At 67.9% G+C, this 12882-nt stretch carries 22 protein-coding genes and 3 tRNA genes; 22 read left to right on the forward strand and 3 right to left on the reverse strand.

All coding sequences use genetic code 11. The features are described 5' to 3' along the window. Window positions 1-31 precede the first annotated feature (31 nt). Together ACZZZB_RS02430 and ACZZZB_RS02435 are read right to left on the reverse strand one after the other, a co-directional pair. Complete coding sequence (locus ACZZZB_RS02430) at window positions 32-520, reverse strand: TadE family protein (protein WP_463528890.1); 489 nt, start codon at window positions 518-520, stop codon at window positions 32-34. Then, the gene (locus ACZZZB_RS02435) at window positions 495-920 is read right to left on the reverse strand and encodes a TadE/TadG family type IV pilus assembly protein (RefSeq protein WP_463528891.1); all 426 of its coding nucleotides are present in this window, start codon (window positions 918-920) and stop codon (window positions 495-497) included. Before ACZZZB_RS02435 ends, ACZZZB_RS02430 begins: the two co-directional genes overlap by 26 nt. Before the next feature lie 98 nt (window positions 921-1018). Here ACZZZB_RS02435 and ACZZZB_RS02440 point away from each other — a divergent pair, with 98 nt between their 5' ends. The 10 genes from ACZZZB_RS02440 to ACZZZB_RS02485 all read left to right on the forward strand — a co-directional run bounded on the left by ACZZZB_RS02440 (window position 1019) and on the right by ACZZZB_RS02485 (window position 8126). Further along, the gene (locus ACZZZB_RS02440; RefSeq protein WP_463528892.1) at window positions 1019-2575 is read left to right on the forward strand and encodes a recombinase family protein; all 1557 of its coding nucleotides are present in this window, start codon (window positions 1019-1021) and stop codon (window positions 2573-2575) included. A 266-nt stretch (window positions 2576-2841) separates the two neighbouring features. Further along, window positions 2842-3162 (forward strand): hypothetical protein, encoded by a 321-nt coding sequence (locus tag ACZZZB_RS02445; RefSeq protein WP_463528893.1) that lies wholly within the window; start codon window positions 2842-2844, stop codon window positions 3160-3162. Continuing rightward, window positions 3159-3380 (forward strand): hypothetical protein, encoded by a 222-nt coding sequence (locus ACZZZB_RS02450; protein WP_463528894.1) that lies wholly within the window; start codon window positions 3159-3161, stop codon window positions 3378-3380. The genes ACZZZB_RS02445 and ACZZZB_RS02450 overlap by 4 nt, the downstream gene beginning before the upstream one ends. Continuing rightward, complete coding sequence (locus ACZZZB_RS02455; protein WP_463528895.1) at window positions 3377-3736, forward strand: hypothetical protein; 360 nt, start codon at window positions 3377-3379, stop codon at window positions 3734-3736. The genes ACZZZB_RS02450 and ACZZZB_RS02455 overlap by 4 nt, the downstream gene beginning before the upstream one ends. Continuing rightward, window positions 3733-3924, forward strand: a complete 192-nt coding sequence (locus ACZZZB_RS02460; protein WP_463528896.1) for a hypothetical protein — start codon at window positions 3733-3735, stop codon at window positions 3922-3924. The genes ACZZZB_RS02455 and ACZZZB_RS02460 overlap by 4 nt, the downstream gene beginning before the upstream one ends. A 2-nt stretch (window positions 3925-3926) precedes the next feature. Continuing rightward, window positions 3927-4157, forward strand: coding sequence for a hypothetical protein (locus ACZZZB_RS02465; protein ID WP_463528897.1), 231 nt, complete (start codon window positions 3927-3929; stop codon window positions 4155-4157). A gap of 163 nt (window positions 4158-4320) precedes the next feature. After that, entirely contained in the window at window positions 4321-4935 is a 615-nt protein-coding gene (locus tag ACZZZB_RS02470; protein ID WP_463528898.1) for a hypothetical protein, read from the forward strand. Window positions 4936-5041: 106 nt separating this feature from the next. Further along, window positions 5042-5998: a GH25 family lysozyme gene (locus ACZZZB_RS02475; protein ID WP_463528899.1), complete on the forward strand. Its 957-nt coding sequence runs from the start codon at window positions 5042-5044 to the stop codon at window positions 5996-5998. A 23-nt stretch (window positions 5999-6021) separates the two neighbouring features. Then, window positions 6022-6594 (forward strand): M23 family metallopeptidase, encoded by a 573-nt coding sequence (locus ACZZZB_RS02480; protein WP_463528900.1) that lies wholly within the window; start codon window positions 6022-6024, stop codon window positions 6592-6594. A 326-nt stretch (window positions 6595-6920) separates the two neighbouring features. Then, window positions 6921-8126 carry an RtcB family protein gene (locus ACZZZB_RS02485; RefSeq protein WP_463528901.1) on the forward strand — a complete coding sequence of 402 codons (1206 nt, stop codon included), beginning with the start codon at window positions 6921-6923 and terminating at the stop codon, window positions 8124-8126. A 50-nt stretch (window positions 8127-8176) separates the two neighbouring features. Here ACZZZB_RS02485 and ACZZZB_RS02490 read toward each other — a convergent pair whose 3' ends face one another. Continuing rightward, window positions 8177-8932 carry a hypothetical protein gene (locus tag ACZZZB_RS02490; protein ID WP_463528902.1) on the reverse strand — a complete coding sequence of 252 codons (756 nt, stop codon included), beginning with the start codon at window positions 8930-8932 and terminating at the stop codon, window positions 8177-8179. Between the two features lie 69 nt (window positions 8933-9001). Here ACZZZB_RS02490 and ACZZZB_RS02495 point away from each other — a divergent pair, with 69 nt between their 5' ends. From ACZZZB_RS02495 to ACZZZB_RS02550, 12 genes are all read left to right on the forward strand, one after another. Then, the gene (locus tag ACZZZB_RS02495) at window positions 9002-9730 is read left to right on the forward strand and encodes a hypothetical protein (RefSeq protein ID WP_463528903.1); all 729 of its coding nucleotides are present in this window, start codon (window positions 9002-9004) and stop codon (window positions 9728-9730) included. Then, entirely contained in the window at window positions 9727-9864 is a 138-nt protein-coding gene (locus ACZZZB_RS02500; protein WP_463528904.1) for a hypothetical protein, read from the forward strand. Before ACZZZB_RS02495 ends, ACZZZB_RS02500 begins: the two co-directional genes overlap by 4 nt. Before the next feature lie 59 nt (window positions 9865-9923). Then, window positions 9924-10214: a hypothetical protein gene (locus ACZZZB_RS02505; RefSeq protein WP_463528905.1), complete on the forward strand. Its 291-nt coding sequence runs from the start codon at window positions 9924-9926 to the stop codon at window positions 10212-10214. 369 nt (window positions 10215-10583) lie between these two features. Then, complete coding sequence (locus ACZZZB_RS02510; protein ID WP_463528906.1) at window positions 10584-10832, forward strand: hypothetical protein; 249 nt, start codon at window positions 10584-10586, stop codon at window positions 10830-10832. A gap of 44 nt (window positions 10833-10876) precedes the next feature. After that, complete coding sequence (locus tag ACZZZB_RS02515; protein ID WP_463528907.1) at window positions 10877-11059, forward strand: hypothetical protein; 183 nt, start codon at window positions 10877-10879, stop codon at window positions 11057-11059. Next, a complete protein-coding gene (locus ACZZZB_RS02520; RefSeq protein WP_463528908.1) occupies window positions 11056-11361 on the forward strand; it encodes a hypothetical protein in 306 nt (101 codons plus the stop codon). Before ACZZZB_RS02515 ends, ACZZZB_RS02520 begins: the two co-directional genes overlap by 4 nt. After that, window positions 11358-11507, forward strand: a complete 150-nt coding sequence (locus ACZZZB_RS02525) for a hypothetical protein (RefSeq protein WP_463528909.1) — start codon at window positions 11358-11360, stop codon at window positions 11505-11507. Before ACZZZB_RS02520 ends, ACZZZB_RS02525 begins: the two co-directional genes overlap by 4 nt. After that, window positions 11504-11638 (forward strand): hypothetical protein, encoded by a 135-nt coding sequence (locus tag ACZZZB_RS02530; RefSeq protein WP_463528910.1) that lies wholly within the window; start codon window positions 11504-11506, stop codon window positions 11636-11638. The genes ACZZZB_RS02525 and ACZZZB_RS02530 overlap by 4 nt, the downstream gene beginning before the upstream one ends. Next, a complete protein-coding gene (locus ACZZZB_RS02535) occupies window positions 11635-11877 on the forward strand; it encodes a hypothetical protein (RefSeq protein ID WP_463528911.1) in 243 nt (80 codons plus the stop codon). Before ACZZZB_RS02530 ends, ACZZZB_RS02535 begins: the two co-directional genes overlap by 4 nt. A gap of 88 nt (window positions 11878-11965) precedes the next feature. After that, window positions 11966-12039, forward strand: a tRNA-Trp gene (locus tag ACZZZB_RS02540). Window positions 12040-12703: 664 nt separating this feature from the next. Next, window positions 12704-12777: transfer RNA gene (locus ACZZZB_RS02545), tRNA-Asn, on the forward strand. 6 nt (window positions 12778-12783) lie between these two features. Continuing rightward, window positions 12784-12859, forward strand: a tRNA-Lys gene (locus ACZZZB_RS02550). Window positions 12860-12882 lie beyond the last annotated feature (23 nt).

Raw genomic sequence — 12882 nt, forward strand, 5'->3', positions numbered from 1 at the left:
AGGTCCGGACGTCGGCGTCCGCCCGGCACCCTCATTCCGCCTCACTGAACCGGTCGTCGAACCGGGAGATCGGCGCCGTCGCCGCGCCGGTCACGGGGACCGCCGCCTGGACGCCGACGATGTCGGGCATCAGCGGCAGGACGACGAGGATGTTGACGGTGACCGTGACGGCACCGCCGCGCTGCCCGCACGGGAGGCCGGCTGGTGCGCAGTCGAGCGTGACGGACGACTGGGACCGGTCGAGCCCGAAGTCGTCGAGCGCGAGTGCGAGCGCGTCCTCGACGCGGTCGCGACCCCTGGCGTCGTCGTCGGCCCGAGCGTAGAGTTTCGCCGCCTGCGCCGCAGCCCCGCCAGCCGCGAGCACTGCGGCCTGCACCTCGGCGAGCGCGACGATGAGATAGACGATCGGCACGAGGAGGACCAGACCGACGGTGATGAACTCGAGGGAGGCCGATCCGTCGTCGTCCAGCGCGGTCGGTCGGCGACGCAGCTCATCACTCGAGTGTCTCGAGGACCGCATGACCCTCCACCTCCAACACGCCGGGCAGACCGATCAAGCCCACGACCGGAAGCGGTGCGCGGACGGTCACGGTGACGACGCTTGCTCCGCGATGATCGGCCAGCGTGGCGCCGACGTCACCCGTGTAGCCCTCCCCCACGGCGACGGCGATGAGCTGGCGTGCCCGGTCGGCGCCGTCGAGCAGCTCGGTGTCTGCCAACGCGCCGAACCGGGCACCCTCCGCCGCCGCGTCGATGAGCGTGTTCCGGACGTGCAAGGCGAGCGCGAGCTGGACCACGGACATCATCAGGACGGTGAGGATCGCTCCGACGAACACGAACTCGGCGACGGCTGATCCGTCCTCGCCGCGCAGGAGTCGCGTCCGCCATCCGCCGATCTCGGGCTCAGATGCCGGAGACACGGTCGATGGCCTGTTCGAACACCTGCGTGAGCGCCGGGCCGGCGACACCCCAGATGAGGAGGACGAGCCCGCCGGATTTGACCTAGTAAGCTGGAGGCATGTCGCACTCGCCCCGGAAACGCGCCGTTCTGTATCTCCGCCTGAGCCTCGCGCAGGGCGACGAGATCTCGGATAGCATCCTCCGGCAGCGAGCCGATCTGGAGGAGCTAGCAGCGCGCGAAGGCTGGGAGATCGACGAGGAGCGCATCCTCGCCGACGATGGTATCTCCGGGCGAAAGGCCCGGACGAACGCCGCCGAGGCGCTGCGCATGATTCGCGACCGAGAGGCCGAGGTCCTCGTCGTCTGGAAACTCGACCGCTGGACCCGTCAAGGCCTGTCCGCGATCGGCGACCTCATGCGGACTCTGGAGGAGACGCCGGGCTCGCTCTTCGTCGCCCTCCGCGACGGCCTCCGTTCCGATCAAGCCGCCTTCGGGATCATTGCGGCGGTCCTCTCCGAGGTTGCGAAGACGGAGGCGGACAACACGGCTCTTCGAGTGCGCTCCTCGATCCGATCGAACCGGCAAGCGGGCCGCTTCGTCGGTGGGACCGTCCCGTTCGGGTACCGCACGGCGGAGCGCGCCGAGGGTGGCCGGACACTCGTACCTCACCCGCCGGAGGTAGCAGTCATTCGGAAGTACGCCGAGCAGCTCCTTGCGGGCTCGTCCCAGGCATCCGTCTGCGACGCTCTCGTGGCCGAGGGGGTGCCGACGACACGGAGCGCCTACCGCGTCGCCGAAATGAAAGGGCTCGACCCTGAGGGCCTCGACCGCGGCTCGTGGTCCTACGCGGGCCTCTCCGCGGTCTGGACCGGCGACTCACTCCTCGGCCGGATCTCGCATAGCCGCACGGTCGTTGACGGTTCCGGCTTGACGCGCAAGGTCTGGGACACCGTCCGAGACGAGGACGGACTCCCACTTCAGGCCTACCCGCCCCTTCTCGACGCCCCGACCGTCACCCGGCTTCGCGCGGTCCTCCGCGACCCGAAGGAGCGAGGACGCCCAGTAGCCTCGCCTCGACGGACCAGGAAGTCCCGCCTCCTCTCCGGCGTCATCTTCTGCGCGGAGTGCGGTCAAAAGCTCTGGGTGACCACGAGCGGCGGCCGGACGGTATACACGTGCGCTCGCAGAGCTGGCCGCTGCACCGGCCCGAACATGAAGGTCGACAACGCCGATCGCGCCGTTTCCGATACCTTCCTCTCGATCGCGGGAGCCTGGCCGGAATATGACGAGGTCGAGGAGGTCAGCGCACCCGCGACCGTTGCGGCGCTCTCCGACGTCGAGCACGCGATCCAGGCATCCCTAGCTGAGCTCGCCTCCGACGACGTCGACACGGCGGCGGTGCTCCGTCGCGTCGAGACGTTGAAGGTTCGTCGAGCCGAGCTCCAAGCCGCTCCCTCGACGATCACCGTTCGCGCTGTCCCAACCGGACGCACGATCGGTGACGCCTGGGCCTCTGCCGAGGGCGACCTCGTCGCGCGCCGGAAACTCCTTCTCTTCGCCCTCGACCACGTCGAGCTGACGGTGACGGACTCGAAGGGGCATACCGGCTATCACCCGGACCGGATCTCCTATTTCTGGAATCCCGAGCGCGAGCTCGACGCCGGGAGCGAGTAGCCCTCTGACGCCGGAAGGCCCGCCGGGAGCGCGTGTAAACGCCTCTCTACGGGCCTTCTGTCGTCTCAGCATGACGGAATGACGAAACGAACGTCATTCTCTATCTCTCTACTAGTTAGACCTCTCTAGTAGCCCGAATGCCGTATGACGCAACTTCCGTCATTCCGTCATGCCGAAATTACTTCGAGCATTTTTGAGCAGCCTCCGAGCAGCGGCCCTCTTACCTCGTGTCCCCAACAAATGACACGAGAGGAGCTTCCAAGCTCATGACTTCCCCCCTCCCCCAGACGGCCACCGAGCACCGCTCGAACGCCCTCGGCCTCATGGCCCAGGCTCGGATCTACCCGGTCGTCTCCGACCGTCGAGCCGCTCTCCTCGCCGAGGCGTCCGTCGAGGCGCTCCTCGCCCTGAGCGCCCCTGACGCGCCGGTCGCCGAGCTCCAGGCCACTCCCGGGCTCGCAGAGACCACCGAGGCCGCAGCGGTCGAGGAGACGCCGAAGGCGACCTCGACGAAGCGACCCTCGAAGCCGAAGCCGGTCGCCGAGCCGGTCGCCACGGCCGCTCCCTCCGAGGAGGTCGCAGCGTGAACGGCGTGACTCAGTCCGACCCGCAGCCCGCCGAGCTCGTCGCGAACGCGGCTCAGTCCGAAGCGGTCGTCACGATCACGCTCACGGACGGCCGGGTCCTGACCGGCACGATCCACCCGCACACGACGGACCCCTACCTCTGGACGGTCCGCAGCGGTGGCCGTGGCCGTCCGCCGGTCTTCCACCCGGACGACGTCGAGGAGCTGATCTACGAATGACGGTCGCCGCTCCCGTCGCCCTCTCCCTTCCCCTCTCCCTCCTCGTGCGCGTCGCGCTCCACGAGGCCGCTCGAAAGGTTCGTCTCATGTTCGCCAAGCTCTCCGAGGTCGTGTCCCGCGTCCTCGACTCCATCACCGCGGCGCTCTCCAGCGCTCCGGAGGCTCCGGCCCGCGAGATCGTCGAGAAGAGCGAGGGCTACGGCTTCGTCGTCCTCGACCGCGAGCGGGGCGTCGAGTACCCCTTCTCCGTCTTCGAGTCGGCCGTCTACGTTCGCGACCTCCTGGAGGCGGGAAAGAGCGTCGACCACCTCTTCTCGTCCTACCGCCTCGGCACGTTCTCGGGGGTGGCCGCGTGAACCCGACGACCAAGTCCGCGGCCCCCCTCCTCCCCGAGGTCAACCCGTACCAGTTCCGGATCCTCCTCGGACTGAACCGCCTCCGGAAGCACATCTACGGCGGGACCGTCTCGGACGCCGAGCGTGCTCGCCGTCGGAAGACCGGCAAGGCCGCTCGCGCCGCCCGTCGCCTGAACCGGAAGGGGTAGCCGTGGAGCTCTCAACGCCTCTCCTCGGGCTCCGGCCCTACGTCCTCGTCGAGATCGTCGCGCCGAACGCAGCCCAGCTCACCGCGGGCGGGGCTGACCTCGGCGACCCGGCGGCCCTCCGTCAGCTCGCCTCGCAGCTCTCGCGCGGAGCCCGCGAGCTCCGAGCGGTTGCCCGGCGTCGTGCCCGCGAAGCGAAGGCCACGGCCCGCGCGGAGCGCAAGGCCGCTCGCTAGTGGGCGGTCTCCTGGGCGAGCCCTGGTATCTCGACCCCGGGAGGCCCTTCTTCGACTCCCGCCCCCTCGGCCGGGCCGTGCATGACGGTCTGGCCGAGGGGGAGCGCGAGCTCCTCGGCTTCCCCTCTCCTTCCCCTATTCAACTCCGACCAATGGAGCAAGCATGACCACTTCGACCAAACCCCGATTCACCGCTGGCCTCGACAAGCTCGGGCGTTACGCCGTCCTCGACCACGGCCTGAAGCGCGCCGCGAGCTTCGGGACGGCCCTGTCCTACAAGGCTTTGTCCGAGCTGACCGCCGAGAAACTCAACAACGGGTCCTCGCTCGGGATCGCCCTGTGGAACCGGGGGGCCTACACGCCCGCTCCGGTCGAGGCCCCGGAAGTCGTCGGCTACGCCCTCCGCGCGGCGGACGGTGCGCTGAAGCTCTTCGACCAGGACGGATTCTTGGACCTCGAAAACGATGAGTATCTCCACACTTCCGAGCTCGACGGCGACGCGGCGAAAGCGAAAGAGCGCCTCGTGAAGCACAACGCCAGGAACCCCAAGAATCCGTTCGAGCTTGTGACGCTCGTCGTCGGCAACGTAGTCGAGCTCCCGAAGATCGAGCAGCGCATCGCGACCGAGCCGGGCTTCTACCGCTCGCGGAACGGCTTCGGCAACATCTACACCCTCGCGAGTGACGGCGTCTCCTGGACGAAGCTCGACCGCACCGGCCAGGCCCGCACGGTCACCGAAGACGAAATGCGTCCGTCGGGTCCGTTCCGGAAGATCTAGCCCCGCCCTCACCCCCTCGCCCGTCCCTGGAGTCTTCCTCGCTCCAGGGGCGGGCGTCCTCATTTGTCCCCGGCAACCCCGCCGGGGCTCTACGAAAGGACCACTCTTGATTCTTGGAATCGACACCGGCACGAGTCAGCGGAACCTCGACTTCGCCGAGGCCTTCCGCGTCGGCGTGCGGGCCTGTTACGTGAAGCTGGGCGGCGACAACGTCTCCCGCTACGTCGCGCCGCACTACGCCGCCCAAGTCGACAAGGCCCGATCCGTCGGGATGATCGTCGGCCACTACTGGGTGCCGGGCGATGCGGATCCCGTCGTCGCAGCGGACTACTTCGTGGACTCGCTCCGGGGCGTCACCGCCTCGGACTTCTTCGTCCTCGATAACGAGAAGCTGGACTCCGGGCGTATGTACTCGGACGGCGAGGCGGCCTCGTGGATCCGTCGGGTCTCGGCTCGTCTTGGGATCCCGACGTCTCGTGTCTTCATGTACGCGGGCGCAGCGGATCTCCGTGGGCGCTCGTGGACGGAGACGGAGCGCACGGGAGCCCGGCTCATCGTCGCGAGCTACGGCGCGAACAGCGGCGACCGTGACCACGAGCCGAACCCGGGCGGTCGCTTCGGTAACGTCTGGGCCGGTCACCAGTACACGAGCCGCGGGACGATTGGCGGCGTCGTCATCGACCTGAGCCTCTTCCAGGACTGGGCCTTCGACTACGCGGGCGGAGTGGTCGCCGGACCGGCCCCTTTCGCGGCGAGCGCCGGTAGTGGACCGTGGGAGCCCTCGGGCGCTCTCGGGAAGCGAGTCCAGGCGGCCCTGAAGGCGAAGGGTCGCTACGACGGCCCCGTGGACGGCGTCTTCGGACCGTCGACCCGGAAGGGCGTCCAAGTCACGCTCCGCTACTCCCAGGCCTTCGTCGGCGTGATCGACGGCGTCCTCGGCGCTGGCGCGGCGAAGGGGATCCAGGCCTACGCGAAGCGGTTCGGCGACTACACCGGCCCGCAGGATGGCGACCCCCGCGCGGCATCCTGGGCGGGCTTCGCGCTCGGCCTCGAACGGCCGTAGTGCGTCGAGCGCTAGCCCTGGCAGTGTCGGCCACCCTCGTGGTCGTGTCGGCACTGTCGGGGCTCCAGCGTCCTGACCCGATCCCGGATCCCCCGCCGGTCCCGTCCGTCTCGCTCATCGTGCCGGACACGGTCCGAGCGGTCCCCTTTACACGCGACGGGTACTCGAGTTCGCTGTATCACTGGCCCGTCATGGCCTCGACCCCGATTACGGACGTCTTCGGCCCTCGGGCGGACGGGCCTCCGTGCGCGGGGTGCCTCGCCGACCACAAGGGTGTCGACTTCTCGAATGGCGTCTGGGGCGACCCGATCTACGCGGTCGCGCCGGGTGTCGTCGTCGAGGTCGGCGGACCTCCAGCGGGCTACGGCTTCTACGCCGTCATCCGCTCGGAGATCAACGGCGACACCTTCGACGCCCTCTACGCCCACATGCCGCCCGGAGGCCGTCGCGTCTCCGTCGGCCAGTGGGTGATTGGCGGCGAGCAGATCGGCGTGATCGGAGCGACCGGCAACGCGACCGGGCCGCATCTGCATCTGGAGATCCAGGTCGACGGCGTCCAGATCGATCCGTTGAGTTGGCTTAACGCTCGCGTCTAGTCGGCGTACGTCTTCCCGGAGCGCTGTCCGCCGTACTGTTCCAACTCGCGATCGGTGGGCTTCACGCGATCACCGTTCGGCCGAATCCAGTTGAGCTTCACACCAGGCTTCACCGGCCGCTCATTCGGTAGCAAAAGGGCGAGCTCCATAGTGTCGCCGTCCTCGTGCCGCTTCTGTACGCCAAGTAGTTCCATGCGGCGAGCGTAGCTGAGCTTGCCTAGTGAGCCCCTCTCCCTCTCCGGGAGGGGGGGCTTTCGCGTTCCCTGAGCAGCTCCAGCCTCCCGGCCCTCTTCCTCTGCAAATACCCCTATCGAGAGGACCGGGCCATGACTGACCCCTTCACCCTTCCCCAGCCCCTCCGCGGCACCCGCGCCGAGACGCTTCTCTGGGCGCGCGAGCACGAGATCGAAGCTCAGGCGCTCCAGCAGCTCCGCCGGATCGGGGATCTCCCCTGGGTCCACGGCGTGCGCGTCATGCCCGACGTGCATCTAGGCAAGGGCGCGACCGTCGGCTCCGTGATCGCAATGGAGCAGGCCGTCTCTCCGTCCGCCGTCGGCGTCGACATAGGGTGCGGCGTGAACGCTGTCCGGACGTCGCTCCGCGAGGAGGACCTCGAACGCCTCTCCGAGCTCCGCACAGCGATCGAGAACCGTGTCCCTGTCGGCTTCCACTCCCACGACACCGCCCTCGGCCGTCGTGCCGTCGGCGACAAGCTCCACGCCGCGAGCCTCCGTCTCGCCGAGAGCTTCTCCGGTCTCCACCCTGCTGTGCAGTCCCGCATGGGCCGCGCCGGTCAGCAGCTCGGGACCCTCGGCGGCGGAAACCACTTCATCGAGGTCTGTGTGGACGAGGAGGGCTTCGTGTGGCTCACCCTGCACTCCGGCTCCCGAAACATCGGGAAGGAGCTCGCCGAGATCCACATCGAGATCGCGAAGACCCTTCCGCAGAATCAGGACCTCCCCGATCGGGATCTCGCGGTCTTCCTCGCGGGTACGCCCCAGATGGACGCCTACCGCCGGGATCTCTCCTGGGCTCAGGACTACGCCATGCTCTCGCGCTCGATCATGCTCCGCCTCGTGAAGCAGGTCGTCGCGGAGCACTTCGGGACCCGGACGATCCACTTCGCCGACGAGATCAACTGCCACCACAACTACGTCGCCGAGGAGGAGATCGACGGCCGAAAGATGCTCGTCACCCGGAAGGGAGCGATCCGGGCGGGCTCTGGCGACCTCGCACTCATCCCGGGGTCGATGGGTACGGGCTCCTTCGTCGTGCGGGGCCTCGGCAACCCGGCGAGCTTCCAGTCGGCCTCCCACGGCGCGGGGCGTCGCCTGAGCCGGAATAAGGCGAGGGCGGCCTACACGGTAGCTGACCTGATCGAGCAAACGGCCGGCATTGAGTCCAGGAAGGACCAGGGCGTCGTCGACGAGATCCCGGCGGCCTATAAGGACATTCACTCCGTGATCGCGAATCAGCGCGACCTCGTCGACGTCGTCCAGCACCTCCGGACCGTCCTCTGCGTGAAGGGCTGACATGACGAAGACCCCCTCTCCGACGAATCGGGAGGGGGCCTTCGGTCGTCCTAGCGGCGAGTCCGCAGCAGCCCTCGGACGGCGGTTACGAGGGCGCCCAGGGATACGGCGAGCGCCGTCAGCGCGACGGCGAGGGTTACGGTTTCCATCGGTCCTCCATATGATCGAGGGGGTTGGCCCCCGGATACTGAATCTATCCGGGGGCCTTCCTCTAGCTTCTGTCTCGGCGGTTTCGCTTCGCAGTCTGCCAGAGGATCACGGCGGTAATCAGATTGACTGCCGCTGTGAGCAGTCCGACCACTTCCATCGGACTCTCCCTCCTGTTCGGGGCTCTCCCGAACAGGATCGACAATACCCGATTCACAAGACTCACGCAAGTCGCCTTTCGTGACTGCCGGAGCGCCGCCTTCCTCCCCTTGAGGCGAAGCCCGCTCGCCCTCGATCTTCATAGTGGCCCACGGCTGAACTGCGAGCACCGCGGCCGACAGCACCCCGACGGTAACCGTCCAGCCGACGGGCCATCGAAGCGCCGACCCGACAGCCGCGACAGCCGTCAGCAGCCAGGTAGCGAGGATGAATACCGAATGCGCCCGCGAGGCGTCGGGCCACCAGATCACCCCGATAGCCCCACCTGAGAGCACCACGAAGCTGAGCCAAAGTGGCTGATATTGAGCAACGTCCGTCGTATTCAGAATGAGCGCGCAATACAGCGTTATCGCCCCGACCATGAACGCCGTGACGGCGACCTGTCCCCCACGTCCCCACTTGTGGACTATCCAACTCTCTCCGCTTAGCAATTTCCCCATGCTGTCACCCTACTGGCGTCGATTGAACTCACTTTGCGCAAGTCGACTCACGTAAAACATGATGGAGCCATGGCGAACACGATCCCCGCTACCTACTCCGACCCGTACCCCGGCCGTTCCGGCTCCGAGCGCGTCGAGGAGACGTGCGGCAAGTGCGCGGGCTCCGGCGTTTACACAGCCCCGACGTCGATCAAGGACGGCCACGGCGTGCCCTTCTGCCTACCCTGCAACGGCACGGGCTCACGCTCGATCCTCGTCGCCTCCGCCCGTGAGCGCGCTCGCCGCTGGGCTCGCTCCGCGGAGAAGTTCGCCGAGGATAACCGTCTCTTCCGTGAGCGCCTGGCCGCGTTCAATGCTCAGTACGGCGAGCGCCGTGCATCCGCGATCGTCGCTCACGACGCCCTCCGCGACGGCGACCCGCTGAAGCGTGACCTCGGCGAGGCGCTCGACCTCGTCGTCCTCGACCTCAACGCCGACGCCGACGCCTTCGAGATCATCGACGCGACCCTCGCGACGATCGCTGAGCGCGAGGCCGGGAAGTCTCCGGCTCCCGAGGGCCGCGTCGAGATCGAGGGCGAAGTCCTGTCGATCAAGTCCTACGACGGTGACTACGGCACGGTCTGGAAGATGCTCGTCGAGGGGCAGGGCTGGAAGGCCTTCGGCTCCGTCCCCCGCTCGATCCTCCAGGACGTCGAGCGCGGCTCCCGCGTCCGGTTCACGGCGACCTCCTCCCCCGCTGACGATGACCCGGCCTTCGCCCGGTTCACCCGCCCGACGAAAGCGACGGTCCTCGCGTGAGCGGGGCGGAGCTCGTCGGCCTCCGGCGCGTATACGCCTCGGAGACGGCCCACCTTCGCGCGGTCGGCGTCGCCCCGTCTTTCGAGGAGTGGCATTTCGAGCTGACCATGACCCGCGTCGGCCTCCTCGCGTGAGTCGACCTATACCCCACTTGCCTCGTAGGGTGGAGGCGCACAACCGAAAGGACCCTCGCATGCCCACACCACCATTCCCCCTCGGCGGCTCGCCCGGCGGGAAGACGTCCCCCGGCACGACGACGGCCTGGGGCTACGGCGTCTCCTACGTCGACAAGAGCGGGACCGTCCTGGAGCGGTTCATCGTGGACGCACTGAGCGAGGCTCACGCGCGCAACGCCGCAGCGCAGCCGCCCCGCAAGAACGTCCGAGTCGAAGGCAGCGGTCCGGCGGCCGGGCAGCGGGTTACCGAGGAGTACGGCCCCGTCTTCGGGCACGAGGTCATCCGCTCGAAGTGGGAGACGAAGTGAGCGAGTCACTCCGCGTCCGGCTTGAGCTCGCAGCGAACGCCCACAAGGCCAATGCGACGCTAGCCCCCGAGTCCCGGCGCGAAATGCACCTCTACACCGAGGCACTTCTCCGCGAGGCGCTGGCGGCGCTCCCCGAAGACCCTCCTCCGTCCGTATGTGGCTTCTGCAAGCACGACTCCGCGAATCACGCCACGGCGGACGGCTGCCAGGACTGCGAATGCACGTTGAAGTACCACCCCGCCACTATCGCCTAGCCCAACCCTCTGAAGGCCCTCTCCCATCGTCGGGAGGGGGCCTTTTTGCGTGAGCACGGGGCCTCTGTCGGCCCTCTTACCTCCTGTCCCCTACACACGACAGAGAGGAGCCCTCGTGGCCCTGAAACACCCCCGGAAGGCGATCGCGACCTTCGGCGTCCTCGCGGCGCTGGCCGTCGGCCTGACCGGATGCACGGACCCCGTGGAAGACGCCTGTACCGAAGCGGGCGGCACCTACACGACCCATGAGGAATGGAAGAGCGGCTACGTCTGGACCACCGACGGCCTGAAGTGGCAGGCCGGTCCTCAGAGCTTCTCGCTCTGCCTGACCGATGACGGCCGGATCCTCACCCCGCAGTCATAACCGCAACTCGCCCATCTGTTAATGAATCCTGCAAGGAGCACCCTGTGACCACCCCTACTCTCGTCCATCTTCACGTCCCGCAACTCGTCTTCGCCGCCCTCCTCGTGCTGGCGATCCTCGGCCTCGTCTCGGCGTGGTGGCTCTTCCTGCCGCTCGGCATGGCCGCCCTCGGCTACATAGTCCGAGCCGGTGTCGCGAAGGCCAAGATCGACGGGAGCCTCGCGTGAGCGCCGACGAGCAGGAGGCTCGCCACTGGACGGTCGATCTCGGCACGGCGGAGTGCGAGCAGTGCGGCGGCACCGCTGAGGAGCTCGTCGTCGAGGAGGACGAGGACCGTCCGGGCTTCTACGACGTCCGCCTGTCGGTCGGTTGCTACGGCGGCCGGAGCGACTACGGGCTGACCGCCCAGTCGGCGGCTGAGTTCGTCGAGGAGCTCCGCCGCGACTTCGACCTCCGCAAGCAGCGGAAGGGCGTCGGCGAGATCCTGACCGAGCTCCGCACGATCGCCGAGAAGGAGGCCGCCGAGTGACGCTCTCCATCTCTTCTGTGGTCGTCCTCGTCCTCGTCGTCCTGGCCCTGAGCGGCGTCATCGTGTGGCCGGTCGCCCTATGGGCGCTCCTCGGCTGGGTCGTGTGGTCGGTCCTTTCCGTCATCCTCCTGGCGGCGTTCGGATGACCCCCGAGCAGCGAGCGGCGCTCCCGTTGTACGCCGGCCGTCGTCTCGACGAGCTGGAGCTCGACGTCTTCCGGCTCGGGGCTATGTACCTCGGCCTGGAGCAGCTCGTCCGGCAGGCGGGCAGCTCGTGACGCTGGAGCAGGAGGTCGCCGCCCTGGCCGCCTCCTACGACTCCGACCTCGTCGAGTCCACGCTCGCCCGCCTCGCCCGTCTCCAGGCCGGATCCGGGAAGGAGTGCGAGCGGTGCGACGAGCGGAAGGCCCTCGGCGACTTCTCCCGTGACTCCCGCGAGACGGACGCTCTCCGGCGCTACTGCCGTGAGTGCGACTCCTCGGGATACCGGGCTCGTGTAAACGCCGATTCCGCGTAACCCCGGACCTCTATCAGCATAGGAAGGCCCCGTCCCAGAGCTGCGCCTCGTCGATATCGAGGGCGCTCGGGCCGGGGCCTTCCTCTTTGGGGAGCTAGCTCAATCGGAAGAGTGCCGGACTCCAAATCTGGCGGATGGGGGTTCGAGTCCCTCGCTCCACCGCAGAGCGCCACGCGCTCACAAGGGCACCTCTGGGGGTGCTTTCTGGTAGGGGCGCCTGTCTCAAACAGACCCCCCCGCCTCGGCCCTCGGCACCCCTACCCCACGCGACTACCGCGGGGGTAGCGGAGAGCCGGGGGCCTTTCCTGTACCCACACGAAGGAGGTAGGGCTATGGCCTGGGACACGAGCAACCGGAAGGCTGAGCTCCCCGCGGACTGGAGTACCCGCCGGGTCCGCGTCCTTCGTCGAGACGGCTACCGCTGTCAGGCTCGCGACTCTGTCGGCGTGAAGTGTCTCGCTCCCGCGAACCAAGTCGATCACATCGAGCGCGGATCGAACCACGACGAAGACAACCTCGAAGCGCTCTGTCGCTGGCATCACGCGAGGAAGTCTTCCGCTGAAGGAACCGCGGCGCGAAGGCCTCGCGTGACCCAAGCACGACCGGCCGAGCGGCACCCCTCCCAGCTCTGACCGGCGGGCCGAGGGGAGGGGAGGGACCCCCTCACCCCCACCGCGCCGGACCGGTTCGGCATAGCGCCTCTCTGTGCGCGCAAGTCTGAGGGTTTCGACAAATGCCCTCCTTCCGGTCCCCCGGACCGGCTCATTCCCCCTCTCAACAAACCGCACACGGTTTGTCAGGGCCGGATCCCGCCCCATTCCGCCATTCCCCGATAGCTCAGTAGGCAAGAGCGCCCGCCTGTTAAGCGGGAGGCCCGAGGTTCGAGTCCTCGTCGGGGAGCAGTACCCCTCGCTAGCTCAGTTGGTAGAGCTCCCGACTCTTAATCGGGAGGTCCGCGGTTCGAGTCCGCGGCGAGGGACCAGCCCGTTTACACGACCTCGAAGG

This window comes from Plantibacter sp. AC185 (assembly GCF_979258065.1).

Coding starts and splice junctions, on each gene's coding strand:
- ACZZZB_RS02430 (WP_463528890.1), bottom strand. CDS start 520: ATGCGGTCCTCGAGACACTCGAGTGATGAGCTGCGTCGCCGACCGACC.
- ACZZZB_RS02440 (WP_463528892.1), top strand. CDS start 1,019: ATGTCGCACTCGCCCCGGAAACGCGCCGTTCTGTATCTCCGCCTGAGC.
- ACZZZB_RS02445 (WP_463528893.1), top strand. CDS start 2,842: ATGACTTCCCCCCTCCCCCAGACGGCCACCGAGCACCGCTCGAACGCC.
- ACZZZB_RS02455 (WP_463528895.1), top strand. CDS start 3,377: ATGACGGTCGCCGCTCCCGTCGCCCTCTCCCTTCCCCTCTCCCTCCTC.
- ACZZZB_RS02470 (WP_463528898.1), top strand. CDS start 4,321: ATGACCACTTCGACCAAACCCCGATTCACCGCTGGCCTCGACAAGCTC.
- ACZZZB_RS02485 (WP_463528901.1), top strand. CDS start 6,921: ATGACTGACCCCTTCACCCTTCCCCAGCCCCTCCGCGGCACCCGCGCC.
- ACZZZB_RS02490 (WP_463528902.1), bottom strand. CDS start 8,932: ATGGGGAAATTGCTAAGCGGAGAGAGTTGGATAGTCCACAAGTGGGGA.
- ACZZZB_RS02495 (WP_463528903.1), top strand. CDS start 9,002: ATGGCGAACACGATCCCCGCTACCTACTCCGACCCGTACCCCGGCCGT.
- ACZZZB_RS02505 (WP_463528905.1), top strand. CDS start 9,924: ATGCCCACACCACCATTCCCCCTCGGCGGCTCGCCCGGCGGGAAGACG.
- ACZZZB_RS02530 (WP_463528910.1), top strand. CDS start 11,504: ATGACCCCCGAGCAGCGAGCGGCGCTCCCGTTGTACGCCGGCCGTCGT.